General features: G+C 67.6%; 22 protein-coding genes. 12 read left to right on the forward strand and 10 right to left on the reverse strand.

Going from position 1 to position 26217, the window contains the following annotated elements; genetic code table 11:
- Window positions 1–143 precede the first annotated feature (143 nt).
- The 6 genes from BJG92_RS02385 to BJG92_RS02410 all read right to left on the reverse strand — a co-directional run bounded on the left by BJG92_RS02385 (window position 144) and on the right by BJG92_RS02410 (window position 4513).
- Window positions 144–1346: an AAA family ATPase gene (locus BJG92_RS02385; RefSeq protein ID WP_232082420.1), complete on the reverse strand. Its 1203-nt coding sequence runs from the start codon at window positions 1344–1346 to the stop codon at window positions 144–146.
- On the reverse strand, window positions 1343–2080 hold the full coding sequence (locus tag BJG92_RS02390) for an RcpC/CpaB family pilus assembly protein (RefSeq protein WP_232082421.1): 738 nt from the start codon (window positions 2078–2080) through the stop codon (window positions 1343–1345). The genes BJG92_RS02385 and BJG92_RS02390 overlap by 4 nt, the downstream gene beginning before the upstream one ends.
- Window positions 2081–2091: 11 nt before the next feature.
- The gene (locus BJG92_RS02395; RefSeq protein WP_232082422.1) at window positions 2092–2967 is read right to left on the reverse strand and encodes a Tad domain-containing protein; all 876 of its coding nucleotides are present in this window, start codon (window positions 2965–2967) and stop codon (window positions 2092–2094) included.
- Window positions 2968–2987: 20 nt separating this feature from the next.
- On the reverse strand, window positions 2988–3368 hold the full coding sequence (locus BJG92_RS02400; RefSeq protein ID WP_232082423.1) for a TadE/TadG family type IV pilus assembly protein: 381 nt from the start codon (window positions 3366–3368) through the stop codon (window positions 2988–2990).
- 97 nt (window positions 3369–3465) lie between these two features.
- A complete protein-coding gene (locus tag BJG92_RS02405; protein WP_232082424.1) occupies window positions 3466–3663 on the reverse strand; it encodes a Flp family type IVb pilin in 198 nt (65 codons plus the stop codon).
- A gap of 184 nt (window positions 3664–3847) precedes the next feature.
- Window positions 3848–4513, reverse strand: coding sequence for an A24 family peptidase (locus BJG92_RS02410; protein ID WP_232082425.1), 666 nt, complete (start codon window positions 4511–4513; stop codon window positions 3848–3850).
- 308 nt (window positions 4514–4821) lie between these two features.
- On the opposite strand from BJG92_RS02410, the gene rplM reads away from it, so the two are divergent.
- From rplM to glmM, 3 genes are all read left to right on the forward strand, one after another.
- The gene (gene rplM, locus BJG92_RS02415; RefSeq protein WP_232082426.1) at window positions 4822–5265 is read left to right on the forward strand and encodes a 50S ribosomal protein L13; all 444 of its coding nucleotides are present in this window, start codon (window positions 4822–4824) and stop codon (window positions 5263–5265) included.
- Window positions 5266–5303: 38 nt separating this feature from the next.
- Window positions 5304–5810, forward strand: a complete 507-nt coding sequence (gene rpsI / locus BJG92_RS02420; protein ID WP_226760362.1) for a 30S ribosomal protein S9 — start codon at window positions 5304–5306, stop codon at window positions 5808–5810.
- A gap of 199 nt (window positions 5811–6009) precedes the next feature.
- Window positions 6010–7371, forward strand: coding sequence for a phosphoglucosamine mutase (gene glmM, locus BJG92_RS02425; RefSeq protein WP_232082427.1), 1362 nt, complete (start codon window positions 6010–6012; stop codon window positions 7369–7371).
- Window positions 7372–7581: 210 nt separating this feature from the next.
- On the opposite strand, the gene BJG92_RS02430 is transcribed toward glmM, so the two are convergent.
- Together BJG92_RS02430 and coaA are read right to left on the reverse strand one after the other, a co-directional pair.
- Complete coding sequence (locus BJG92_RS02430) at window positions 7582–8514, reverse strand: D-alanyl-D-alanine carboxypeptidase family protein (RefSeq protein WP_232082428.1); 933 nt, start codon at window positions 8512–8514, stop codon at window positions 7582–7584.
- Between the two features lie 5 nt (window positions 8515–8519).
- A complete protein-coding gene (gene coaA / locus BJG92_RS02435; protein WP_232082429.1) occupies window positions 8520–9485 on the reverse strand; it encodes a type I pantothenate kinase in 966 nt (321 codons plus the stop codon).
- A gap of 133 nt (window positions 9486–9618) precedes the next feature.
- Here coaA and glmS point away from each other — a divergent pair, with 133 nt between their 5' ends.
- From glmS to BJG92_RS02475, 8 genes are all read left to right on the forward strand, one after another.
- The gene (glmS, locus tag BJG92_RS02440) at window positions 9619–11511 is read left to right on the forward strand and encodes a glutamine--fructose-6-phosphate transaminase (isomerizing) (protein WP_232082430.1); all 1893 of its coding nucleotides are present in this window, start codon (window positions 9619–9621) and stop codon (window positions 11509–11511) included.
- Between the two features lie 4 nt (window positions 11512–11515).
- Window positions 11516–11863, forward strand: coding sequence for a holo-ACP synthase (locus BJG92_RS02445; RefSeq protein ID WP_232082431.1), 348 nt, complete (start codon window positions 11516–11518; stop codon window positions 11861–11863).
- Window positions 11864–11925: 62 nt separating this feature from the next.
- Window positions 11926–13464 carry an NAD(P)H-hydrate epimerase gene (locus tag BJG92_RS02450; RefSeq protein WP_232082432.1) on the forward strand — a complete coding sequence of 513 codons (1539 nt, stop codon included), beginning with the start codon at window positions 11926–11928 and terminating at the stop codon, window positions 13462–13464.
- A gap of 62 nt (window positions 13465–13526) precedes the next feature.
- Window positions 13527–15779, forward strand: a complete 2253-nt coding sequence (gene glgX, locus BJG92_RS02455; protein WP_232082433.1) for a glycogen debranching protein GlgX — start codon at window positions 13527–13529, stop codon at window positions 15777–15779.
- Window positions 15776–18106, forward strand: coding sequence for a malto-oligosyltrehalose synthase (treY, locus tag BJG92_RS02460; protein WP_232082434.1), 2331 nt, complete (start codon window positions 15776–15778; stop codon window positions 18104–18106). Before glgX ends, treY begins: the two co-directional genes overlap by 4 nt.
- A gap of 32 nt (window positions 18107–18138) precedes the next feature.
- On the forward strand, window positions 18139–19914 hold the full coding sequence (gene treZ, locus BJG92_RS02465; protein ID WP_232082439.1) for a malto-oligosyltrehalose trehalohydrolase: 1776 nt from the start codon (window positions 18139–18141) through the stop codon (window positions 19912–19914).
- A 15-nt stretch (window positions 19915–19929) separates the two neighbouring features.
- Window positions 19930–20967 carry an L-glyceraldehyde 3-phosphate reductase gene (gene mgrA, locus BJG92_RS02470; RefSeq protein WP_232082435.1) on the forward strand — a complete coding sequence of 346 codons (1038 nt, stop codon included), beginning with the start codon at window positions 19930–19932 and terminating at the stop codon, window positions 20965–20967.
- 173 nt (window positions 20968–21140) lie between these two features.
- Window positions 21141–22226: an inositol-3-phosphate synthase gene (locus tag BJG92_RS02475; protein ID WP_232082436.1), complete on the forward strand. Its 1086-nt coding sequence runs from the start codon at window positions 21141–21143 to the stop codon at window positions 22224–22226.
- A 94-nt stretch (window positions 22227–22320) separates the two neighbouring features.
- On the opposite strand, the gene BJG92_RS02480 is transcribed toward BJG92_RS02475, so the two are convergent.
- Window positions 22321–24129 carry a formate--tetrahydrofolate ligase gene (locus tag BJG92_RS02480; protein ID WP_269461661.1) on the reverse strand — a complete coding sequence of 603 codons (1809 nt, stop codon included), beginning with the start codon at window positions 24127–24129 and terminating at the stop codon, window positions 22321–22323.
- Between the two features lie 58 nt (window positions 24130–24187).
- Complete coding sequence (gene mshA, locus BJG92_RS02485) at window positions 24188–25474, reverse strand: D-inositol-3-phosphate glycosyltransferase (RefSeq protein ID WP_232082437.1); 1287 nt, start codon at window positions 25472–25474, stop codon at window positions 24188–24190.
- Between the two features lie 127 nt (window positions 25475–25601).
- Here mshA and BJG92_RS02490 point away from each other — a divergent pair, with 127 nt between their 5' ends.
- Window positions 25602–26138, forward strand: a complete 537-nt coding sequence (locus tag BJG92_RS02490; protein WP_232082438.1) for a GNAT family N-acetyltransferase — start codon at window positions 25602–25604, stop codon at window positions 26136–26138.
- Window positions 26139–26217 lie beyond the last annotated feature (79 nt).

The raw sequence follows: 26217 nt of genomic DNA on the forward strand, positions 1-26217 counted from the left end.
GGCGTCCACCGCACCCTTGGCAGGAGCCGGGGCCGGCGTCCGTGAGGGCGCCGGGGCGGGGGGACCCTGGCTGACGGGTGCTTCGGAACGGGGCTGTTGCCCGGTTGTGTCGCGGGCGGCCTGCAGGCGCTGGGCAAGATTCATCAGGCACCTATCCGGTGCCGTGGTCCGAACCGCCGGGCCGGGGCTACGGGAGCGGTGAAACGGGCGAGCAGTTTCTGCAACGCCTTGGTGGCAGGTCCGCGAACCGAGCCGTTGAGCAGCGGAGACCCCTGGTTGGTGGAAAGAGCGACCGCCCGGGAGCGGGGTATCACCACGTCCACGCTCGTTCCGAGCACCTTCTCCACGTCGCGCAGAGAGACGCCGGCCTTGAAGTCGGCGCCGTTAAGGACCATGTGCCGTTTCAGCGGCTGCATCCCCAGCTCGGCCAGCACGTCCAGTTCCCTCCGCATCCCCCGGACACCTGGCACATCCGGGCCGCTGACGAAGAGAAAATCCGTGGCCTGGTCCAGGGCGGCCAGGGTGTGGTCGGACAGGCCGGGCGCGGTGTCCACCACGACAAAGCGGTACTGGCTGGCTAGCTGACCAAGCAGATGGGCAATGTCCTCGCCGGTCAGTCCCTCGGCGGCGTCGGGGGACTCCGGGGCGCAAAGTGCGTAGAGGCCACTGGGGTGGGCGCTCAGGAACGTCTTGAGCACCATGGTGTCCCGCCGTGCCGGGCCGTACACGGCATCCGATACCGAGTGTTCGGGGGACAGGGACAGCGCACTGCCGACATCGCCAAACTGCAGGTCCAGATCCACCAGGACCGTCCCGTGCGGTGCTGACTTCGCCAGGCCCACGGCGAGATTGCTCGCGATAGTTGTCTTTCCGACGCCGCCCTTGGGGGAGACGACGGCGATCACCCGGCCTGCAGGGGCCTCCGCCGTGGTCTGTTCCACGGGCACAGCTCGGCGGTGCAGGGCGGCGTTCCGCACGGCGCGGTGCAGCAGCGCCGCGACCCCGGCAGCGCCGGTCTCCGGTTCCAGCAGGTCTAGGACTCCGGCACGCAGCGCGGCCAGCACGATGTCGGGGTCCGGCTGTCCCGCCAGGAGCACCGACACCTCGGGGGATTCGACGTCGAACGCCGCCGCGAGCGTCAGTGCCAGCTCCAGCGGCATGCCCGGGCCAAGGATCAAAACCTCTAGATCAGCCGGGCGTTCCAGCTGGTTGCGAACCTCGGCAGGGCGCTCCGGAAGCCTGCTGCCCTGCCAGCGGTGGACGTTCCCGTGCAAGGGCCCCGTGGCGGCTGCCCCGATCAGGCCGAGCAAGCCAAGATCATCGGTCACGACGACGTAGCGGCTCACTTGTAGATCCCGTCGCGGGTCAGCTCGCGGGTGCCGGTTTCCCCTGCGGTTGAGGGTTCGTCGGAGAGCCAGATAGTGCCAAATTCCTGTCCATAGACGAGCTTCTCCGCATCCGTAGCGGTCAGCGCCAGGGTGACCATCACGGCCTCGGACGCGACGCCGGGGCTGGCTCCGGAGGTCGAGTCGCCCTTAGCCGGGACGGGTGCTCCCTGCACGGCGGTGACGAGGACCTTGTGCAGCGTCAGATGCGTGACTTCGGTGGGCGGTTTTGTGATGCCGGCACCGAGGGAAACAAACACCCCGACCGTATCCCCTGCCTGCAGACGCCCACCCACCGAGCGCTGCGGTGCCAGGAGGATCGAGACCTCCTGCATCCCGGCCGGCACCGCGATGGTCCCCGGCTTCTGCATGGTGGCCGGATCGCTGAAACGCGTGCGCAGGAGCTGTTCGCCGGGGACCAGGTCCACGGTGCTGACGAGTCCGGTGAGTGTGGCGGGATCGGACACCGCCTCGGACGGAAGGGTCTTTGCCGGCACGGCCTGCCGGGTGGCGCTGCGCAGCACGACGTCGGCAGGGGTGCCGGCAGGCACTGCCGTGCTGATAATAAGAACCTCGGCGGTCTGGACGCCGGCGAGGGCACGCTGCTCTGCGCCGTTGGTGTAGGAAATCAGTAGGATGCTCCCGGCCACTGCAAGCACGACGGCTGCTACCGATGCCAGGACTCTGCTATTCACTCTGATTGCTCCTACAGGCTTAGTGCGACAAAAAAGGCGTTGAGGGGCTTTCCGTCCAGCTCTTCAACCCCGAAAGACTGGAGATCCGCGAGCGAGACCAGTGTGATGAACTTACCCTTGATGCCGGTGCAGTTGCTGCAGCCCGGCTCTGATCGCTTCTCGCTGGGCCAGCTGTGCGCGGACACTTTGAAGGCGGCGAAACCGTCCATGACGTACGAGACGTGGTTTCCGTTGCCGGAGGCGCTGGCGTAGACCGGAAGGAGAATGGTGGTGCCGTCGATATGGCAGTCTTTCGGCCCGCTCTTGCCCGGGTCGCCGCCGATGACCTGGTCGACGTCGACAGACGTGCGGCAGCTGTTCTTCACGTCCTCATCAAGCCACCCGAAGGCCCCCGGCAGGGTCTTGCCGCCTGAGCCGGTACACGTGGAGGTGCTAGTGATCCAGAGCTCGACGTCTGTGGGAGCCGAATCAAACATGCAGCGGGGGGCCGTAAACGGAAACACCGTTGCCTTGGACGGGCTGCCCCAGGACGCCTTCGCTACGGCCTCCACCTCAGTCGACTCTATGCCCAAAACCGGGGCAAACCAGTGCCGGACGGCGCTGCCGCCGTCCGGGGTGGCGGTGCTTGTCCGCACAGTAACAGATCTACCGGAGATGACGGCCGTCGCCGCGGAAACCCCGTCATGCGCGTTCTTCCCCGCCAGCGCGGTGGCCGTGGCCTCGGGATTGGTGCACCTTTTCGCGGCGCAGTCCTGTGCAATGGCCAGGGCAGCCGCGTCGGCCCCGTTTTGCAGTTGGAACCGTTCCGCGTAGATCATGCCGACGTCAACCACGATGGCGGCCATGCCCAGCATTACGACCATGAAGATTGCCGTGATCACGGCCACGGTACCGTCCTCCCCGGCGCTTAGCCGCCGCATCGCATGACCGCCCGCCCTGTGAGTGGAACCGTGGCACCGAACAGGCCCGTCAGGAGGGTCACGGAATACGTAATGGTGACCGTCACGTCCGTGGCCGCGGCGCAGGACGCCGGGGTAATTTGCACATTCCCTGCCGTGAGGGCGGGGCTGAGGTTCGGCGCCCCGTCAATCGCCGCGCTGACTGCCGGACCGGCCTGCTTCTGGACCGCCATCACCCGGACCGATTCCCGGGCCGCCGCGCCCAACTGCAGCTGCGCGTTGAAGACTCGGCCGAACTCAACGACCCCCAGCAAAAGCAAAAGAAGCAACGGAACGATCAGGGCGAACTCGACCGCGGCGGCGCCGCGTTCAGAGGAGGATCGTTCCATTGCTTCTCTCGCAGTGATGCAGTGATGTTGAGGGCGCCGAGCTGCCCCCAGCAGAGGTGGCGCCTCCCCGTTGGGGCAGCGTTCGGTTCGGGACTGGCTAGGGAACGAGCTTGGTCTGTTTGCCGAGGCCGCTGAAGAAGGTGCTCAGCTGAGTTCCGAAGGCGGTGACGCCTACGATCATCACCACCGCGATCAGGGCGACCAGCAGGCCGTATTCGACGGCGGTGGCGCCCTTTTCGTCGTTGCGAAGGCGGGACTGGAACGTGAAACCGAGTGTGTACAGGCTTGCTGCCATACGAGCGAACATGGGGACCCCTGAAGAGAGAAGCGGCTGGCCCAGCGCCAGCTCAAATCCCACATTAGAACGTGCCAAGAGGCCGGGGGACGGTGGTGCGCTGAACCTGTGGAAAGGCTTGCTTTCCGCGCTGTTCCTGCGCCGGGACTGTGCTGGCGCTGGGCATCGGAGTGACGTCGCGGCCTTAGGACGTAAACAACACCAGGCCCAGGGCCGACGCCAGCAGAGAGGGTCCGAAGGCCACTTCGGCGGGTTTGCCCGGTTGCTGTCGTCTCGCTGCGATGAGGGAGGCAATTCCCCCGACAACGAAGCTGAGGGCCCCGCCATAGAACACCTGGCCCCAGCCCAGGTGGCCCAGGTACAAGCCCACCGGCGCGGCGAGCTTCACGTCGCCCATGCCGATACCCTGCGGAGACACGAGCGCCAGGATCAGGAATGCGACGAACAAAACCGCCGCCCCGGCAACTGCCCGGAGGAACCCGGGCCAGCCCGCCGTGGCGGCACTGCTGACGGCCAAGAGCGCCAGGCCAGAAATGAGCAGGGTGCCGATGAGCGGATTCGGGAGCAGGTGAAGTGAGAGATCGATGCGGGCCAACTGGACGGCGAGCACGCCCAGCACCAGGAACGCCGGCAGCACCCAGTCCGCGCCGAACCGGAGTGCCAGGGCGGCGCCGAGGAAGCAGCTCAGTGCCGCCGTCGTGATTCGCGTCCGGCCGGCCGGCAACGCGCCGAGGCGGGGAAGCGAGCGTGCGATCACTAATTCGGAGAGCATCCCAGCGCCCAGGCTAAACAACGCTGCGGCGATGACGAGAAGCGGCCCGGCGCTGGCTGCTATACCTGCCGTGGACATAAGGACTCCCTGAGTGAAGCAGCCCGGGGCTGGCCGGGCTGAGCGTGCACTATGCACGAGGACACCCCATTTTGACCCGAGAGCCCGTCTTCGGCTATTATCGGTAGTCGTTGTGCGTGTCCTTTCTCGATGATGCGTGCCCGTATGAGAATCCGGTTGCAGGATAGCTACTCATCGTGCACATTCGGGACCATAGGACTACTGGTTGCATGGAGCCCTCACCTCTGTTCCGGTAGCGCATAGATAGTAGGTGCACCTTTGCGTGACGCCTAAAACAAGAACGCCAGAACAAGAACGAGGCAAACACCGTGCGTACGTACACCCCGAAGCCCGGCGATATCAACCGCCAGTGGCACGTCATTGACGCCACAGACGTTGTCCTTGGTCGTCTCGCGAGCCAGACCGCAATCCTGCTGCGCGGCAAGCACAAGGCCACCTTTGCGTCCCACATGGACATGGGCGACTTCGTCATCATCATCAACGCTGAGAAGGTTGCCCTCACCGGCGCCAAGCTGGAGCAGAAGCGCGCATACCGCCACTCCGGCTACCCGGGCGGCCTGACCTCCGTCACTTACGCGGAGCTGCTGGAAGCCAACCCGGTCCGCGCCGTGGAGAAGGCCATCAAGGGCATGCTCCCGAAGAACTCCCTTGCTGCCCAGCAGCTGGGCAAGCTGAAGGTTTACCGGGGTGCCGAGCACCCCCACGCAGCCCAGCAGCCCAAGACTTACGAAATCACCCAGGTCGCCCAGTAGTCCTGGCCACCAAACAACTTATCTATACAAGGAGAATCGTGGCTCAGAACGAAGAGACCACCGAGGCCGTCGTGGCTGAGGAAAACCTGACCAGCTACACCTCGGAAAGCGGTCCTGCGGAAGCAGAAGCGCCCAAGAAGGAACGCCCGGCCCTCACGGTTGCCGGCGCCGCAGTTGGCCGTCGCAAGGAAGCCGTCGCACGCGTTCGCATCGTGCCCGGCACGGGCAAGTGGACCATCAACGGCCGCGAGCTGGCCAACTACTTCCCGAACAAGCTGCACCAGCAGGATGTCAACGAACCCTTCAAGATCCTCGATCTTGACGGCGCCTACGACGTCATTGCCCGCATCCACGGTGGCGGCATTTCCGGCCAGGCCGGCGCCCTGCGCCTCGGCATCGCCCGTTCACTGAACGAGATCGACACCGAGAACAACCGCGCCACCCTGAAGAAGGCCGGTTACCTGCGCCGCGACGCACGCGTGATCGAGCGCAAGAAGGCCGGTCTCAAGAAGGCCCGTAAGGCCCAGCAGTACTCCAAGCGCTAAAAGGCGCTTTCCCAACAGGTGGCCGCTGGCGCGACCGCCTGTTGGGGCCCGCAGCGCTTTTCAGCGCTCGGATCCCCAAGCGCTAAACCCGCTTCCAAGCGCTAAACCCGCTTGCACGAAGGCCCGTTCCGCCACCCGGCGGGGCGGGCTTTCGCCGCTTAAGCCGGAGTTGCCGCGGCCATCGTCTAAACTTGGTCTGATGTCTAGATTATTTGGAACTGATGGAGTCCGAGGTTTGGCCAACGGCCTGCTGACCGCCGAGCTGGCGTTGCAGCTGGCCCAGGCCGCCGCCGTCGTGCTGGGCCATGACCGCAACACGAGCGGAAGACGGCCCCGCGCCGTGCTCGCGCGGGACCCGCGGGCGAGCGGTGAATTCATCGGCGCCGCCGTCGAGGCGGGTCTGGCCAGCTCCGGAATCGATGTCTACGACGCCGGTGTCCTGCCAACCCCGGCAGCGGCCTACCTTGTGGCGGATCTGGACGCGGACTTCGGCGTGATGATCTCCGCCTCCCACAACCCGGCCCCGGACAACGGCATCAAGTTCTTCGCCCGCGGCGGCCAGAAGCTGCCCGACGACGTCGAGAACGCGATCGAGGAGCAGCTGGGCAAGGAACCGTTCCGCCCCGTCGGCGGTGATGTGGGCCGGATCCAGCGCTTCGCGGACGCCGAGGACCGCTACATCGTCCACCTGCTCGGCACGCTCCCGCACCGCCTCGACGGAATCAAGGTTGTCCTGGACTGCGCCCACGGTGCCGCCAGCGGCTGCTCCCCCCAGGTCTTCAAAGACGCGGGCGCGGACGTGATCGTGATCGGCGCCGAGCCGGACGGCCTCAACATCAACGACGGCGTCGGCTCCACCCACCTGGGACCGCTGAAAAGCGCCGTCCTGGCGCACCGTGCGGACCTCGGCATCGCGCACGACGGCGACGCTGACCGCTGCCTCGCCGTGGACCACGAGGGCAACGAAGTTGACGGCGACGAGATCATGGCCATCCTCGCCGTGGCGCTCAAGGCCTCGGGCAAGCTGACGGAAGATGTCCTGGTGGCCACCGTCATGAGCAACCTGGGACTCAAGATCGCCCTGCGCGAGGCCGGCATCAGCCTCCGTGAAACCGGGGTGGGGGACCGGTATGTGCTGGAAGAAATGCGTGCGGGCGGCTTCAACCTCGGCGGCGAGCAGTCCGGCCATGTGATCTTTGCCGACTACGCGACCACCGGGGACGGCGTCCTCACCGGCCTGCAGCTTGCCGCACAGGTGGCCCTCACCGGGCGGCCGTTGAAGGAACTTGCCACGGTGATGACCAAACTCCCGCAGGTGCTCATCAACGTCAAGGGTGTTGACCGCACCCGCGTGAACGGCGATGAGGCCGTGGCGGATGCCGTGGCACTCGCCGAAGCCGAACTCGGCGACACCGGCCGGGTCCTCCTGCGTCCCTCCGGAACTGAACCGGTAGTTCGCGTGATGGTGGAGGCAGCAGATCACGAAACCGCCCAAACCGTTGCCGAGGACCTCGCACTCGTGGTTCGCACCGAACTGGCCCTCGCGCTCGTCTCGGACTGAGCTGACTGAACCGCTACTCAAACAGCGATGGCCCGTCTCCTGCGGAGGCGGGCCATCGTTGTCGGTGCCGGGAGCTCGCGTGGCCAGGCCCACTTGCCCCGCGCCGGGACCGGCAGGTGGACATATCCCGGTTATGTCCGTTCCCGGGCGCGGGGACTGGACATGTCCAGCCGCGGAGCTGCCTGCGCCCGGCCAAGTAAAAGTAAATGCCTACACGTAGGCCGGCGCGGCTTCCAGGCCGAAGTATTCCTCGAGCGTCTCGATGCCGCGGTTGAACATATCGCCCGCCGCGGCAACACCCACGTAGCGCAGGTGCCAGGGCTCGTAGTAGTAGCCGGTGATCTGGTGAAACTGCCACGGATAGCGCACCACGAAGCCGAAGACGTGGGCATTGGCCTTGGCCCAGACGGCTGCAGGCTGCTCGGCGAAGCAGGGCTGGAAGCCGCAGGCGCCACCGCCGTCGCCGATGTCAAAGGCCCAGCCGGTCTGGTGTTCGGAGTGGCCGGGGCGGGCGGACGCGGTATCGGCCTCGGCCTGGCCCCGTGAGTTCACGTAGTTGTTGTACGTGAACGTTTGGGTCGCGAAGGACCGATAGCCGCTCGCCAGCGTCATGGTGGTGCCCGCGGCGGCCGCGGCCGCGAACATCTTCTCCGCCGCGGCCGCCGTCGTGCTGTTCAGCAATGCCGCCTCACCGGACACGGCGAGGCGGACGGCCGGCTGGACCAGGTCTGAGGGCACATACGCCGCGGGGGAGAGCGGGCGGTGTTTGTTGACCACTACCCAGGGGCTGGCAGGGTCGGTGAGGGACTGCTGCGCCGCAGGCCCGGCGGCGGACGGCGCCGTGCTTGCGGGGATCGTTCCCGGGGCGGCCGCAGCCGGGTCAGCCGCGGGGGTGGTGGCGGAGGGCGTTGCGGTGGCGGTCTGTGCCGCGGTGGCGGGCGACGACGTCGCACTGGCGCTGTTGGTGGCGCTGCTGGCGGACGACGGCGGCAGCCCCGGTTCGGGGGTGCAGGCGGCCAGGGCGGCGAGGCCGGAGCCGGCGATCAGGAGGCGGCTGAAGGCCCGGCGGCCCGGGGCCGCCAGGCTCGGATTTTCGGAGCTCTCCGGTCCCGATTCGGCGTCACCGGAACCGTCGTGGCACATCCGTGCTAGACCTTCCTGAGCAGCATGCGCCGGATGGAATGGTCGGCGTCCTTGGTGAGGACCAGCTGGGCGCGGCCGCGGGTGGGGAGAACGTTTTCTTCCAGGTTGGGTTCGTTGATGCGCTTCCAGATCTCGCGTGCGGTCTGCTCGGCCTCGGCGTCGGAAAGCGTGGCATAGCGGTGGAAATAGGACTCCGGTTGGGCGAAGGCGGTGGTGCGGAGCTTGCGGAAGCGGTCCACGTACCACTCCTCGATGTAGGACGTTTTGGCATCAACATAGATGGAAAAGTCGAAGAAGTCACTCAGTGCCAGGCCCTGGCGCCCATCGTGCCGGGGGCGGGCCGGAGCCAGGACGTTGAGTCCCTCCACGATCAGCACATCGGGGCGGCGCACCACAACTTCCTTGCCGGGGACGATGTCGTAGGTCACGTGGGAGTACCAGGGGGCGCGGACTTCCTCGGCGCCGCCTTTGATTTCGCTCACAAAACGCAGCAGGGCCCGGCGGTCGTAGGATTCCGGGAAGCCCTTGCGCTCCAGCAGCTGCCGTCGCTTGAGCTCGGCGAGCGGGTAGAGGAAGCCATCCGTGGTGATGAGTTCCACGTTCGGGGTCCCCGGCCAGCGGCAGAGCATCTCACGGAGGACGCGGGCGATGGTCGACTTGCCGACGGCCACCGAGCCGGCGACCCCGATGACGAAGGGCGTGCGCTGGGTCTGCTCGCCAAGGAAGGTTGTGGTGGCCGCGTGCAGCTGGCCGGCCGCCTCCACATACAGGTGCAGGAGCCGGGACAGCGGAAGGTAGACCTCACGGACTTCCTTCATGTCCAGGGGATCGCCGAGTCCCCGGAGCCGGAGCACATCCTCTTCATTCAGGGGCTGCTCCATCTGGGCAGCGAGCCGGGACCAGGTCTGCCGGTCCAGCTCCACGAACGGGGAGGCGCCGTCGCCGTTCGCTTCATTGCGTTGCAAAGTCACCCTAGAGATTCTGCCCTTGGAGTGGCTGAGAGCGAAATGGACCGGCCGCGGAGCCCCGTACGGACAGAGGAACGGTCCTCCGCGGCCGCAGATCCTACGGCCGGTGCCCGGGAAACCCGCTACGCTTGTGTCCATGTGTGGAATCGTTGGATATGTGGGCCACTCAGCTGGCCGGGTAAATGCTGGACACAATGCCTTGGACGTTGTCTTGGAGGGCTTGCGGCGCCTTGAGTACCGCGGCTACGACTCTGCGGGGATCGCCGTCGTATCCGCTGGGGAGATCTCCTCGCGCAAGAAATCGGGCAAACTGGGCAACCTGATCGCGGAGCTGGAGGCTAACCCGCTGCCGGCGTCCATGACCGGAATCGGGCACACCCGCTGGGCAACCCACGGCGGCCCGACGGACCGGAACGCGCACCCGCACCTGGCCGACGAGGGCAAGCTGGCGCTGATCCACAACGGCATCATCGAAAACTTTGCCGAGCTCAAGCTGGAGCTCGTGCGCAAGGGAGTGACGTTCCTCTCCGAGACGGACACTGAGGTGGCGGCCGCCCTGCTGGCCGACATCTACCGGAACCAGCTTCAGGGCGACGCCACCAAGGGCGGCCTGACCAAGGCCATGCAGCTTGCCTGCCAGCGCCTCGAAGGAGCCTTCACCCTCCTCGCAATTCATGCTGACCAGCCCGACGTCGTGGTGGCAGCCCGCCGTAACTCCCCGCTTGTGGTGGGGCTCGGCGAGGGCGAGAACTTCCTGGGCTCCGACGTCTCCGGCTTCATCGACTACACGCGGCGCGCCGTCGAGCTCGGCCAGGACCAGATCGTCACGATCACCGCAGACACGGTTGAAATCACCGACTTCTACGGTGCCCCGGCCGAAGGCAAGGAATACCACGTCAACTGGGACCCGGCCTCGGCGGAAAAGGGCGGCTTCCCGTCCTTCATGGAAAAAGAAATCCACGACCAGCCGGACGCCGTGCTGCAGACCCTGCTGGGCCGTTCCGACATCCACGGCAAGCTCACCCTCGACGAACTCCGGATCGACCCGGACCTGCTCAAGAGCGTGGACAAGATCATCGTCCTGGCCTGCGGGACGTCCGCCTACGCCGGGCAGGTCGCGAAGTACGCGATCGAGCACTGGTGCCGGATCCCCACCGAGGTGGAGCTCTCGCACGAATTCCGCTACCGGGATCCGATCGTTGACGCGAACACGCTCATCGTGTCGATCTCCCAGTCCGGCGAGACCATGGACACGCTGATGGCGGTCCGCTACGCCAAGGAACAGGGCGCCAAAACAGTCTCGATCTGCAACACCAACGGCTCCACGATCCCGCGCGAATCCGACGCCGTGCTCTACACCCACGCCGGCCCGGAAATCGCAGTCGCCTCCACCAAGGCCTTCCTCGCCCAGATCACGGCGGCCTACCTGCTGGGCCTGTATTTGGCACAGCTGCGCGGGAACAAGTTCCAGGGCGAGATCAAGGACATCCTCGCGGACCTCGGCAAGATTCCGGCCAAGATCCAGCAGATCCTCGACAACGAGGGCCAGATCAAGGCGCTCGGCGAGTCCATGGCGAATGCCAAGTCGGTGCTGTTCCTGGGCCGCCACGTCGGCTTCCCGGTGGCGATGGAAGGTGCGCTCAAGCTGAAGGAGCTCGCCTACATCCACGCGGAGGGCTTCGCCGCCGGCGAGCTCAAGCACGGCCCCATCGCGCTGATCGAGGAAGGACAGCCCGTCTTCGTCGTCGTCCCCTCGCCGCGCGGCCGGGACTCGCTGCACGCCAAGGTGGTCTCCAATATCCAGGAAGTCCGGGCCCGCGGCGCCAAGACCATCGTGATCGCGGAAGAGGGGGACGAGGCGGTCAAGGCCTACGCCGAGCACGTCTTCTACATCCCCGAGACGCCGACGCTGCTGGCACCGCTGCTCAGCACGGTCCCGCTGCAGATCTTCGCCCTCGCACTTGCCTCCGCCAAGGGGTACGACGTGGACCAGCCACGCAACCTGGCCAAGAGCGTGACCGTAGAATAGCGCCATGATTGTTGGCATTGGCGTAGACGTCGTAGACATTGAACGGTTCGGCCGCCAGCTGGAGCGCACCCCCGGGCTGCGCGACAGGTTGTTCGTCCCGGCGGAGCGCGAACTCAACACCCGGTCCCTGGCCGCCCGGTTCGCAGCCAAGGAGGCCGTGGCCAAGGTGCTGGGGGCCCCGGCCGGCATGAACTGGCAGGATTGCTGGATCGGGCTGGACCAGCATGGTCCCACGGTCCAGGTCAAGGGCACGGTGCTGGCCGTGGCGGAATCGAAGGGCGTCAAGCGCTGGCACCTGTCGATGAGCCACGACGGCGGCATCGCCACCGCGACCGTCCTCGCCGAAGGCTAGGTTTCTCCAGCGTCACACCCGAACGCTCCCCGCAGTGACTGAACCGCGAACGGACTGAAAGCATGATCAGCGCCTACACCGGAACCCAGATACGGGAGGCTGAAAAGCCGTTCCTGGCCTCCGGCGCGGCCGCTGCCCTGATGCAGCGGGCCGCCTACGGCCTGGCCAACGCGGTGGTCCGTGAATTGCAGGACCGCAGGCAGCGCCTCTACGGCGCCAGCGTGACGGTCCTCGCCGGCGGGGGCAACAACGGCGGGGACGGGCTGTTCGCGGCCGCCATGCTGGCCGGCCGCGGGATGCGGGCGACGGCGGTGCTCACCGCGGGCGACGCCCACCCGGAGGCCCTCGCGGCCTTCGAAGCCGCCGGCGGCCGGGCCACCCGCCTGACGGCCGGGAACCTCTCCGACGTGGCGGCAGCCGCTGCAGGCACCGACGTCGTCATCGACGCGGTCCTCGGGACGGGGGCCCGGGGCGGCCTGCGGGGCACGGCCGGAGCGCTGATGGAACAGCTGGCGCTTTCCCGGCCGCCCCTGGTGGTCGCCTGCGACATTCCCAGCGGAGTGGACGCCGACTCCGGAGAAGCCCCCGCGCCCGTGCTCCGCGCGGACGTGACCGTGACCTTCGGGGCCGCCAAGGCCGGACTCCTGGCCGACCCCGGTGCCGACTTCGCAGGCTACCTCCGGGTCATCGGCATCGGCATTGAGTCTGCGCTGCCCGAGCCTGCCCTGCGCCGGCTCGAGTCCGGGGACCTGGCCCGGTTGCTGCCGCGCCCCGGCCGGCGCTCCCACAAGTACTCCCGCGGAGTGCTCGGCGTGGTGGCCGGCTCGGAGGTGTATCCGGGCGCCGCGGTCCTGGCCTGCAAGGGCGCCCTGGCCGCCGGCGTCGGCATGGTCCGGTACCTCGGACCGCCGGAGGTCGCAGACCTGGTCCGCCAGGCCTGCCCCGAAGTCGTGTACGGGCCGGAGAGCCCGGCGGATGCCCGCGTCCAGGCCTGGCTGCTGGGTCCGGGCCTCCACGACGGCGCCCAGGAGCAGCTGGAGCGGGTCCGCGAAGCCGCTGCCACAGGGCTTCCCCTCGTGGCAGACGCCGGCGCGCTGCCGGCCTTGCCCCGCAGCCAGGCCCCGCACATGGTGCTGACCCCGCACGCCGGTGAACTTGCTGCGCTGCTGGCCCGATACGGCGACGGCCGCGGCCGCCCCGGCGTGGAGGACGCGACCCTTGCCGCCGTCGGGCAGGCAGCGTCGCTGACCGGAGCCACGGTGCTGCTCAAGGGCGCCACGACCCTGGTGGCCGCCCCCACGGGAACCGCCTTCAGCCAGGCCGAGGCCACCCCCTGGATGGCCACTGCCGGCAGCGGGGATGTCCTGGCCGGGGTGCTCGGATCGCTGCTGGCACAGCTGTCCGGGAACGTTGAAGCCTTCGCCGGGCACGGCATCGGGGCGCCGGACCGTTGGGCGGCGATCGCTGCCATGGCCGCAAGCCTGCACGGACGCGCAGGAACGATAGCATCCGCCGGGGGACCGGTGACCGCCACTGCCATCGCCGCGGCGGTGCCGGAGGTCCTGCGGCGGCCCAACAGGGAAGCATATCCGCCCGCGTGAATTAGTAACCCTACTTACCAGTAGTCTGTCTAGAGATTGTCCGCATCACACGAGGAGTACACATGGAAGTCTGGCCCGGAACGGCTTACCCGCTGGGAGCCACCTTTGACGGCACCGGCACCAACTTTGCGCTGTTCAGCGAACTCGCCGAGCGGGTGGAGCTGTGCATCCTCGCTGAGGACCTGACCGAAACCCGTATTGAGCTGACCGAGATCGACGGGTACGTGTGGCACTGCTACCTGCCCAACGTCCAGCCCGGGCAGAAGTACGGTTACCGTGTCCACGGCCCGTACGAACCTGAAAACGGCAGTCGCTTCAACCCGAACAAGCTCCTCATGGACCCCTACGCCAAGGCCGTCCAGGGCCAGATCGATTGGGACCCGGCGCTTTTCACCTACGAATTCGGCGACCCCGACTCCCGCAACGATGCCGATTCGGCGCCGCACACCATGCACGGCGTGGTCATCAACCCCTTCTTCGAGTGGGACGGCGACCGCCAGTTGCGGATCCCGTACCACCAGTCGGTCATCTACGAGGCGCACGTGAAGGGCCTGACCGAGCTCCACCCCGACATCCCCGAGGACCAGCGCGGCACCTACGCCGGCGTCTCCCACCCGGCCGTCATCGAGCACCTGAAAAAGCTCGGCGTCACCGCGATCGAACTCATGCCGGTGCACCAGTTCGTCAACGACGGAACGCTCGAGGAGAAGGGCCTCAACAACTACTGGGGCTACAACACCATCGGCTTCTTCGCGCCGCAGAACACCTACAGCTCCTCCGGTGACGTCGGGCACCAGGTCCAGGAGTTCAAAGCCATGGTCCGCGATCTTCACCGGGCCGGCATTGAGGTGATCCTGGACGTGGTCTACAACCACACCGCGGAGGGCAACCACCTCGGCCCCACGCTGTCCTTCAAGGGCATCGACAACCAGGCGTACTACCGGCTGGTGGATGATGACCAGAAGCACTACATGGACTACACCGGCACCGGAAACTCGCTCAACGTCCGGCACCCGCACTCCCTGCAGCTGCTGATGGACTCCCTGCGCTACTGGGTGACGGAAATGCACGTCGACGGCTTCCGTTTCGACCTCGCCTCCACGCTGGCCCGCGAGTTCTACGACGTCGACAAGCTGTCGACGTTCTTCGAACTCATCCAGCAGGACCCGATCGTTTCCCAGGTCAAGCTGATCGCCGAGCCGTGGGACATCGGCCCGGGCGGCTACCAGGTGGGCAACTTCCCGCCGCAGTGGACCGAATGGAACGGCAAGTACCGCGACACCGTCCGTGACTTCTGGCGCGGCGAGGCCTCGACACTGGGCGAATTCGCGTCCCGCCTGACCGGCTCGGCCGACCTCTACGAAAGCTCCGCCCGGCGCCCGGTGGCCTCGATCAACTTCGTCACCGCGCACGACGGCTTCACCATGCGTGACCTCGTGTCCTACAACGAGAAGCACAACGACGCCAACGGCGAGGGCAACAACGACGGCGAATCCCACAACCGCTCCTGGAACTGCGGTGAGGAAGGGGACACGGACAACGACCAAGTCCTGACCCTCCGCGCCCGCCAGCAGCGCAACTTCATCGCCACCCTGCTGCTCTCGCAGGGCGTGCCCATGCTCCTGCACGGTGACGAACTCGGCCGGACCCAGCAGGGCAACAACAACACCTACTGCCAGGACTCCGAACTGAGTTGGATCCACTGGGAAGCCATGGACCAGCCGCTCGTGGAGTTCACCGCCGTCGTCAACAAGATCCGGCACGACCACCCGACCTTCCGGCGCAGCCGCTTCTTCGACGGCCGCCCGGTGCGCCGCGGTGAAGGCGAGAAGCTGCCGGACATCGTCTGGCTCAAGACTGACGGCACCGAGATGCTCCCGGAGGACTGGGACAGCGGATTCGGCCGGACGATCGGCGTGTTCTACAACGGGCACGGCATCCAGGAGCAGGACTCCCGCGGCCGCCGGATCACCGACGACAGCTTCCTGCTCGGTTTCAACGCCCACGACGACGACGTGGATTTTGCGTTGCCGACAGCTGAGTACTCACCGTTCTGGGACGTCCTGGTGGACACGGCGGACCAGGCCAGCACCGAGGAACCCTTCAAGGCCGGAGCCGTCCTGAAACTTGCCGCCAAGTCCATGGTGGTGCTCCGGGCGCACTCCGGTCCCGAGGTGGAGGTGGACTACTCCGCGGCCGCTTCGCTGGCCTCCATGGCCGAGCATGAGGACGCGCTGGAGGAGATGGTGGAGTCCCAGGAAGAGGCCGCAACCGTCGCCGCGAAAGCTGCCGCCACGGAGGACCCTGCTTCATGAGGACGCCAGTCTCGACCTACCGGCTGCAGATCCGGCCGGGCTTCACCCTCCAGGACGCCGCCGACGTCGTGCCGTATCTGAAGTCGCTGGGCGCGGACTGGATTTACCTGTCCCCGATCCTGACCGCGGAGAAGGGTTCGGACCACGGCTATGACGTGACCGACCCGTCGGCGATCGACCCCGACCGCGGCGGGCCCGAGGGCCTCGCCGCGGTGTCGGCGGCCGCACGGGCCGCCGGCATGGGCGTGCTCGTGGACATTGTGCCCAACCACGTCGGCGTCGCCACTCCGTCCCAAAACCCGTGGTGGTGGTCCCTGCTCAGGGAAGGCCAGCAGTCCCGCTATGCCCCGGCGTTCGACGTCGACTGGGACTTCGGCGGCGGCCGGATCCGGATCCCCGTGCTGGGGGAGGACTCCGACGTCGACGCGCTTGAGGTCAAGGACGGGGAGCTGCGGTACTACGACCACCGCTTCCCGCTCGCCGAGGGCAGCTATACGGAAGGGGATGACCCCCGCGAGGTCCATGCCCGCCAGCACTACGAGCTGGTGGGCTGGCGACGGGCCGACACTGACCTGAACTACCGGCGGTTCTTCGCCGTCAACAGCCTGGCCGGGATCCGGGTGGAAATCCCGGACGTCTTCGATGAGGCCCACGCCGAGATTGTCCGCTGGTCCCGCGAGGGCCTGGTTGATGGTCTGCGCATCGACCACCCGGACGGTTTGGCCGATCCGGAAGGCTACCTCCACCGGCTCCGCGAGGTCACCGGCGGCAGCTACCTGCTGATCGAGAAGATCCTTGAGCCGGGGGAGACGCTGCCGGCCGGTTTCGACTGCGAGGGGACCACCGGCTACGACGCGCTCGCGGACGTGGACCGGCTCTTCGTCGACCCCGCCGGGCAGGAAACCCTCGACGCGCTCGACACGGGGTTGCGCGGCGGCCAGGCGGCGGACTATGAGGACATGATCCGGGGCACCAAGCGCCGCATCACGGACGGGATCCTGCATTCGGAGATGCTCCGGCTGGCGCGGCTGGTGCCGTCCGGAACAGGGCTCGGCACCGCGCAGGCCGCGGACGCCTTGTCCGAAGTCATCGCCGCGTTCCCGGTCTACCGCAGCTACCTGCCCGAGGGCGGTGACGTCCTGAAGGAAGCGTGCGAACTCGCCGTCCGCCGCCGGCCGGAACTGGCAGACGCCGTCGGGCTGCTGCTCCCGCTGCTGCTCGACGCCGGACTTGAGCCCGGCGCCGAGCTGGGACGCCGTTTCCAGCAGACCTCCGGCATGGTCATGGCCAAGGGCGTGGAGGACACCGCGTTCTTCCGCTACACCCGGCTGGGCACCCTTACGGAGGTCGGGGCCGACCCGACCGAGTTCTCGGTTGCACCCGATGAGTTCCACGCCCGGATGACCCGCCGCCAGGCCGACATCCCGCTGTCCATGACCACGCTGAGCACGCATGACACCAAACGCAGCGAGGACACCCGGGCCCGGATCTCCGTGCTCGCGGAGCTGGCGCCGGAATGGCGGGCCGCCCTGGCCCGGCTGCAGGACCTGGCGCCACTGCCCGACGGGCCGCTGGCCAACCTGTTGTGGCAGGCCATTGCCGCTGCCTGGCCCGCGGACCGTGAGCGGCTGCAGTCGTATGCGCAGAAGGCGGCCCGCGAGGCCGGCAACTCCACGGACTGGCTGGACCCGGACGCGGCGTTCGAGGAGAAGCTGGCCGCCGCCGTCGACGCGGCCTTCGACAACCCGGAGGTCCGGGCGGAGCTGGAATCCCTCGTGGAGCTCCTGGCGCCGTATGGTGCCGCCAATTCGCTCGGCGCGAAGCTGGTCCAGCTGACCATGCCGGGAGTCCCCGATGTCTACCAGGGCACCGAGTTCTGGGACCGCTCGCTGACCGATCCGGATAACCGGCGGCCCTTCGACTACGGTGCGCGGCGCGCGGCCCTGGCCGCGCTCGACGCCGGCGAGCGTCCGGCGTCGCACACCGACGACTCAGCCAAGCTCCTGGTCACGTCGCGGGCGCTGCGCCTGCGCCGGGACCGCCCGGAGCTGTTCACGGGCTACCGCCCGGTTGCGGCCACCGGGGCAGCCGCCGGGCACCTGGTCGGCTTTGACCGGGGCGGGGAAGCGGGCCCCGGCGCGCTCACGCTCGCTACCAGGCTGCCCCGCGGCCTGGAGCAGCACGGCGGCTGGCGGGACACCGCCGTAGAGCTGGACCGCACAATGACCGATGAACTGACGGGCGCCACGTTCGGCCCGGGTGCCGTGGAAGTGGCCGCCATCCTGGCCAGCTACCCGGTTGCCCTGCTGGTCCCCGCCGAGCACTGACTAAAACCACCGAAAGCGAACGGAAAGCTGTGATCACTGTGCCTGCCAATGGAAATGAACGCTTTGACCTTTGGGCGCCGGAAGCGGGCACCGTGACGCTGCTGGCCGACGGTCAGGAGTACCCGATGACGCGCCGGGCCCACGCCGACGGTGGTGACGGGGGCGGCTGGTGGACCGCGCCGGGCGCCCCCGCCGCCGGGGACGTGGACTACGGCTACCTCCTGGACGGGGACACCACGCCGCTGCCGGACCCGCGGTCCCGGCGGCAGCCCGCCGGTGTCCATTCGCTGTCGCGGACGTTCGACGCCGGCAGCCACGAGTGGGCTGACGGGCAGTGGCAGGGCCGCGGGCTGCAAGGGGCCGTGATCTACGAACTGCACATCGGCACCTTCACCCCCGAGGGCACGCTGGATGCGGCCATCGGGAAGCTCGGCTACCTCGTGGAGCTCGGCATCGACTTTGTGGAGCTACTGCCGGTCAACGGCTTCAACGGCACCCACAACTGGGGCTACGACGGCGTGCTCTGGTACGCCGTGCACGAAGGCTACGGCGGACCGGCCGCGTACCAGCGCTTCGTGGATGCCGCCCACGCCGCCGGGCTGGGCGTGATCCAGGATGTGGTGTACAACCACCTCGGACCCAGCGGGAACTACCTGCCGCGCTTCGGGCCGTACCTGAAGTCCGGGGAGGGCAACACCTGGGGCGACTCGGTGAACCTCGACGGACCCGGGTCCGACGTCGTCCGCCGCTACATCCTCGAGAACGCCGCCATGTGGCTGCGGGACTACCACGTGGACGGGCTCCGGCTCGACGCCGTGCACGCCTTCAAGGACGAGCGGGCGGTCCACCTGCTCGAGGAGTTCGGTGCCCTCGCCGACGACGTCTCTGCCGAAACCGGGCGCCCTGCCACGATGATCGCCGAGTCGGACCTCAACGATCCGCGGCTGCTGTACCCGCGGGACATCAACGGCTACGGCCTGGCAGGGCAGTGGAGCGATGACTTCCACCACGCCGTCCATGTCAACGTCAGCGGCGAGGCCACCGGCTACTACGCCGACTTCGAATCCCTCGAGGCCCTGGCCAAGGTCCTGGTTGACGGATTCTTCCACGACGGCAGCTACTCCAGCTTCCGCGGGCGGCACCACGGCCGGCCCATCAACACCGGCGTGGTCCACCCGGCGGCGCTGGTGGTCTGCAGCCAGAACCACGACCAGATCGGCAACCGGGCCACCGGCGACCGGCTGTCCCAGACGCTGGGGTACGGGCAGTTGGCGCTGGCCGCCGTCGCGACCCTGACCTCGCCGTTCACGCCGATGCTGTTCATGGGCGAGGAATACGGCGCCACCACGCCGTGGCAGTTCTTCACCTCGCACCCGGAGCCCGAGCTCGGGAAGGCCACCGCGGAGGGCCGGATCCGGGAGTTCGAGCGGATGGGCTGGGACCCCGCCGTCGTGCCCGACCCCCAGGACCCGGACACGTTCACCCGCTCCAAGCTCGACTGGGCCGAAGCCGCCGGCGGGGACCACGCCCGGCTGCTGGAGCTCTACCGGAAGCTGATCGCGCTGCGGCGTGCCACACCGGAGCTCGCCGGAGCCGGATTCGAGGACACCGCGGTTGCCTTCAGCGAGGCCGACGGCTGGCTCCGCCTGCGCCGCGGCAGCGTGGAGGTGGCGATGAACTTCGCCGCAGAACCGCGCACTGTCTCCGTCACCGGCACGTCGATTGCGCTGGCGACGGACGACGCCGTGCGGCTCGCCGCCGGGCAGCTTGACCTTCCCGGCCACAGTGCCGCGATCATCTCGAAGTAGAACAGGACAGTACCTATGACGTACGTTGCAGCAGAAACCCGTTATGACTCCATGCCGTACCGCCGCGTGGGCCGCAGCGGGCTGAAGCTCCCCGCCATTTCGCTCGGCCTCTGGCACAACTTCGGCGACGACAAGCCCTTCGAAACGCAGCGCGCCATCCTGCGCCGGGCCTTCGACCTCGGCGTCAACCACTTCGACCTGGCGAACAACTACGGGCCGCTCGCCGGTTCGGCCGAGACCAACTTCGGCCGCCACCTGAAGGACGACTTCGCGCCCTACCGGGACGAGCTCATCATCTCCACCAAGGCCGGCTACAACATGTGGCCGGGCCCGTTTGGCGAATGGGGATCCCGCAAATACCTGCTCGCCAGCCTGGACCAGTCGCTGACCCGGATGGGCCTGGACTACGTGGACATCTTCTACAGCCACCGCCCGGACCCGGAGACCCCGCTGGAAGAGACCATGGGGGCCCTGGACCAGGCCGTGCGGTCCGGCAAGGCCCTCTACGCCGGCATCTCCTCCTACACCCCGGAGCAGACCCTCGAGGCGGCCCGGATCCTCAAGGAGCTCGGCACTCCGTTGCTGATCCACCAGCCCAGCTACTCCATGTTGAACCGCTGGACCGAGAACGGCAGTCCCAACCTGTACGAGGCGCTGGAGCAGGTGGGGGCGGGTTCGATCGCCTTCTCGCCGCTGGCACAGGGCATGCTCACCGACCGTTACCTGGACGGCGTTCCGAAGGACTCCCGCGCCGCGCAGGACAAGTCCCTCGACGAAGGCATGATCACCGCGGAAAAGCTGGACCGCGTGCGCGGGCTCAACCGGATCGCCGAGGGCCGGGGCCAGACCCTGGCGCAGATGGCGATCGCCTGGATCCTGCGCGAGCAGGGCAAGGGCTCCTCCGTGACGTCCGCCCTCGTGGGCGCGTCCAGTGTCCGGCAGCTCGAAGACACTTTGTCCGCGATCAACAACCTGGACTTCACCGCCGATGAGCTGGACGCGATCGACGAGTTCGCCGTCGAGTCCGATATCAACCTCTGGGCGCAGAAATAGCCCGCTGACCGCCAGCGGTCACAGATTCGACGTCGGCGCCGGGAACAAGCAAAGACCCGGCGCCGTTGACTACAATGCATAAGGGTGCCGCATGGCCCCATGCCCGTCTGCCGACGTCGCGCATCAGAGCGCGACCGCGCCGGGCATAAGAAGTTTGTTCTCAAAGGAGTTCCGTGTCTTCAAATCCGATTCGTGTTGCTATCGTCGGCGTGGGTAACTGTGCCACTTCGCTGGTCCAGGGCGTCCAGTACTACAAGGATGCTGATCCCGCGGCCACGATCCCGGGTTTGATGCACGTGGAGTTCGGCAAGTACCACGTCAACGATGTGCAATTTGTTGCCGCTTTCGACGTCGACGCCAAGAAGGTGGGCCAGGACCTGTCCGCCGCCATCCTGGCCAGCGAGAACAACACCATCAAGATCGCCGATGTCCCGCCGGCCGGCGTCACCGTCCAGCGCGGCCCGACCCTGGACGGACTGGGCAAGTACTACCTCGAGACGATCGAGCAGTCCACTGAAGAGCCGGTGGACGTCGTCCAGGCACTCAAGGACGCCCGCGTCGACGTCATGGTCTGCTACCTGCCCGTCGGTTCCCAGGAAGCGGCCGAGTTCTACGCCCAGTGCGCGATCGATGCCGGCGTGGGCTTCGTCAACGCGCTGCCCGTCTTCATCGCCGGAACCAAGGCCTGGGCGGACAAGTTCACCGCTGCCGGCGTCCCGATCGTGGGCGATGACATCAAGAGCCAGATCGGCGCCACCATCACGCACCGCGTCATGGCCAAGCTGTTCGAGGACCGCGGCGTCACCCTGGACCGCACCTACCAGCTGAACGTCGGCGGCAACATGGACTTCAAGAACATGCTGGAGCGTGACCGCCTGGAGTCCAAGAAGATCTCCAAGACCCAGGCCGTGACTTCCAACGTCGAGGCCGTGATGGCCGCGAAGGACGTCCACATCGGCCCGTCGGACTACGTCCAGTGGCTCGATGACCGCAAGTGGGCCTTCGTCCGCCTCGAAGGCCGCAACTTCGGCGACGCCCCCGTGTCCCTGGAATACAAGCTCGAGGTCTGGGACTCGCCCAACTCCGCCGGTGTGATCATCGACGCCATCCGCGCCGCCAAGATCGGCCTGGACCGCGGCGTCGGCGGCCCGCTGCTCTCGGCGTCGAGCTACTTCATGAAGTCCCCGCCGGAGCAGTTCAACGACGACCTCGCCCGGGAAAAGGTCGAGGCCTTCATCCGCGGCGACCTCGAGCGCTAACCCGCTTCGCCCCGCAACGCACACCGCAACGCGGGGTCACTTACGGCCCATAATCCCCCCGGGGACGGGCGGTAAGTGACCCCGCGTTGCTGTTTTAGAAGAGGCCTACCGGGTTGCCTTCGGCGTCGACGTCCATGCGCATCGCGGCCGGGACCTTGGGCAGTCCCGGCATAGTCATCACCGCGCCGGTCAGTGCCACGATGAACCCCGCACCCGTCTTGGGAATGAGGTCCCGGACGTGGACGGTGAAGCCCTTGGGGGCGCCCAGCCTGGTCGCGTCGTCGCTGAAGGAATACTGGGTCTTCGCCATGCAGACGGGGAACCCGGACCAGCCGTTCTTCTCGATCTCCGCGAGCCGCTTGAGCGCCGGTACCGAGAAGTCGACGCCGTCGGCCCCGTAGATTTCCTGGACGATGGTGCTGATCTTGTCCTCCACCGACATCTCCAGCGGGTACAGGTGCCGGAAAGTGTGCGGGGCATCGATCGCCGCAGCAACCTTCGCGGCCAGTTCATCCCCGCCGTCGCCGCCCCCGCCGCGGCCCCAGACATCTGCCACGGCGGCCTGGATGCCCTCGGCGGCGCACCAGTCCAGCAGCCAGTCCAGCTCTTCCTGGGTATCGGTGGCGAACTTGTTGATGGCCACCACCGGGGTGATGCCGAACTTCTCCACGTTCCGTACATGGCGCTGCAGATTGACGACGCCGGCGGCCAGCGCCTCGACGTTCGGCACCTTGAGCTGGTCCTTGGCGATGCCGCCGTGCATCTTGAGCGCCCGGATGGTCGCGACGACAACAACCGCGCACGGGGCCACGTCTGCCACTCTCGCCTTGATATCCATGAACTTCTCTGCGCCCAGGTCAGCGCCGAAGCCGGCTTCGGTGACAACGATGTCCGCCAGGCTGCGCGCGGTCTGGGTGGCGATCAAAGAGTTGCAGCCGTGGGCGATGTTGGCGAACGGCCCGCCATGAACCAGGGCCGGCGTGCCGGCGATGGTCTGCACAAGGTTGGGCTTGATCGCGTCCTTGAGCAGCATCGTCAGCGCGCCCTGGACGCCCAGGTCGGCCACGGTGACCGGCTGGCGTTCGTAGGTGTAGCCGAACGTGATCCTGCCCAGCCTGTCCCGGAGGTCATCCAAATCCGTGGCTAGGCAGAAGACCGCCATGATCTCGGACGCCACGGTGATGTCGAAGCCGTCCTGCCGCGGGATGCCCTGCGCCGGGCCGCCCAGTCCGATCACGACCTCGCGAAGGGACCTGTCGTTCATGTCCAGGACTCGCTTGAACGTCATCCGGCGGGGGTCGATGTTCAGCTCGTTGCCCTGGAAGATGTGGTTGTCCACGAGGGCCATCAGGGCGTTGTTCGCCGACGTGATGGCATGGAAATCGCCGGTGAAGTGGAGGTTGATCTCGTCCATCGGCAGGACCTGGGAGTAGCCCCCGCCCGTGGCGCCGCCCTTCATGCCCAGGATGGGCCCGAGGGAGGGCTCGCGCAGCGCGATCATCACCTTGTGGCCTGCGCGGGCCAGGGAGTCCGCGAGCCCCACAGTGGTGGTGGACTTGCCCTCACCCGCCGGCGTCGGCGACATCGCGGAGACCAGCACCACCTTGCCGGGTACGCGGGCCGGCCGGCCGGCCAGGGACGCCGCCAGTTTCGCCGGATTGATCTTGGCCTTGAAGCGGCCATAGAACTCCAGGGCGTCCGCGTTGATGCCAGCCGCGGCAGCGATCTCCTCGATCGGCCGCATCGTGGCCTCCTGCGCGATCTCCAGATCGCTCCGGGCGGCTCCCCGGGCGGCTCCCGGGGCGGCTCCCGGGGCGGCTCCCGGGCCGCTTCCCGGGACGGCGGTGCCCTTCGTGGCGGCGGCCTCGGTGGAGGCGGCTGCGGGAATCGTGGGTTCAGACATCGTTGTCCTTCGGTTCGTGGCGTCGGTGGGTGTTCCGGGCAGTGGTTGCATGCCGGTGCTAGCGGCCGATGACTCCGGCTACGGGCGGGTGGCCCACCGGAACGGTCAGGTTTCCAAAGTACTGGCTCAGGGCGCTGTGATAGCTCTCCAGCGTGATGGCGGCAGTGCGTTGCCAGCCGAAGCCCAGGGCATACACGGCCGCGGCCCGGCCCAGGTCCCCGCGCGTGGCCGGGTCGTCATGCAGGGCCTCGAGCACGTCCGCCCAGTCACCGGGCTTATGGCCTTCCACGAGCAGGCCGGTGCGCCCGTCGAAGATCGCGCGGGAGAGCCCGCCCACCCTGGTGGCGACCACCGGCGTCCCGCAGGCCTGCGCCTCGAGGGCCACGAGGCCGAACGATTCGCTGAAGGAGGGCATCACCACCACGTCGGCGGACCGGTACCAGCCGGCGAGTTTGGGCGCGCTGACGGGGGCGTGGTGGGTGACGACGTCGTTCATCCCGGCGGAGCTGATCAGCGCGTGCAGGTCAAAGTCCTTGGCCCCGCTCACGGCGCCCACGATGGTTAGCTGCAGGTCGATGTCCGGGCGGCGGGCCCGGAGCAGCGCCGCCGCCTTGATCAGGATCTGGGGGCCCTTAAGCCGCTGGATCCGTCCGGCGAACAACAGGTGGAACCGTTCGGGCGGCACGCCGTGTTCCGCCCGGGCGCGGGTCCGGAAGGCGGGGGTGAACACGGCCAGGTCGACGCCGGGCGGGGCGACATCGATGTGATCGGCGTCGGCGTTGTAGTGGGAGACCAGCTCCGCGGCCTCCGCGCCGGTGTTGGCGATCAGCCGGGTGGCGCCGTCGACGATCCGGTGCTCGCCGTCCTCGCGCCGGCGCGGTTCCGGCTGCTCCCCGGACTCCAGCAGCAGGTTCTTCACCTTGGCCATGGTGTGCATGGTGTGCACCAGCGGGACGTTCCACAGCCGGGAGAGCTCAAGCCCGGCCACGCCGGAAACCCAGTAATGCGAATGGATCACGTCGTAGCGGCCGTGCGGCTGGAGCTGGCGGATCCTGTCGATCTCGGCCACCATGCTGTGCAGCAACTCCGGCAGCTGCTCCTTGGGCAGCTTCCGCGGCGGCCCGGCCAGGACATTGTGGACACACACACCGGGGGACGGGTGCTCGACGGCGGCCTGGCCGGCGGCGGTGGACCGGGTGAAGATCTCCACTTCGACGCCGGTCTCCGCGAGGGCGGCGGCCAGCGCCCGGATGTACACGTTCATGCCCCCGGCGTCGCCGGATCCGGGTTGCTCCATCGGCGAGGTGTGCAGCGAGAGGAAGGCGACGCGGCGGACCAGCGACATCCCGCTCCTTTCCTGACATAAAGCACACCCGAACCTGGATTCGATAAAACACTACTCCTGAAGTTCCCGCGGGCCGGACTTTTCACGGTGCCGGTCACAGCTCCGCGCGGCTGCTAACGTGGCGGCTGTGAGGACACGGGCAGAAACTCGAACAGCCGCGGCAGGCTGGGACATCCGTCCGGCCACGGCACGGGACTGGCCGGCCATCTGGGGCATCCTCGAACCGGTCATCCGGGCGGGCGAGACCTTCACCTGGGACCGGGACACTACCGAGGAACAGGCCCGCGGACGGTGGTTCAAGCAGGCCCCCGGACAAACGTTCGTCGCCGTCGGCCGCGGGGATCTGGCCGGCGTCGTGCTCGGGACGGGGGAGCTGCACGCCAACCAGGGCGGCGGCGGAAGCCACGTCGCCAACGCCGGCTACATGGTCCACCCGGCCCACGGCGGCAGGGGGATCGCGCGCGGGCTCTGCGCCTATTCGCTGGACGCCGCCCGGTCCGCCGGGTTCCGGGCCATGCAGTTCAACGCCGTCGTCGAAAGCAACGTCCGCGCCGTCGCTGCGTGGCAGTCGATGGGCTTCGAGGTGCTCGCGACCATCCCGGAAGCCTTCCACCACCCGAGCCTGGGCTACGTAGGCCTGCACCTGATGTACCGGACGCTCTAGCTGTACTCGGCCAGGACGTTGGTTACACGGTGAAAGGGTGAAGACCTCTTAGGTTGGTGGTTACCACACACACCTAACG

It is taken from the genome of Arthrobacter sp. SO5 (assembly GCF_020532805.1).
Classification (GTDB): Bacteria; Actinomycetota; Actinomycetes; order Actinomycetales; family Micrococcaceae; genus Arthrobacter.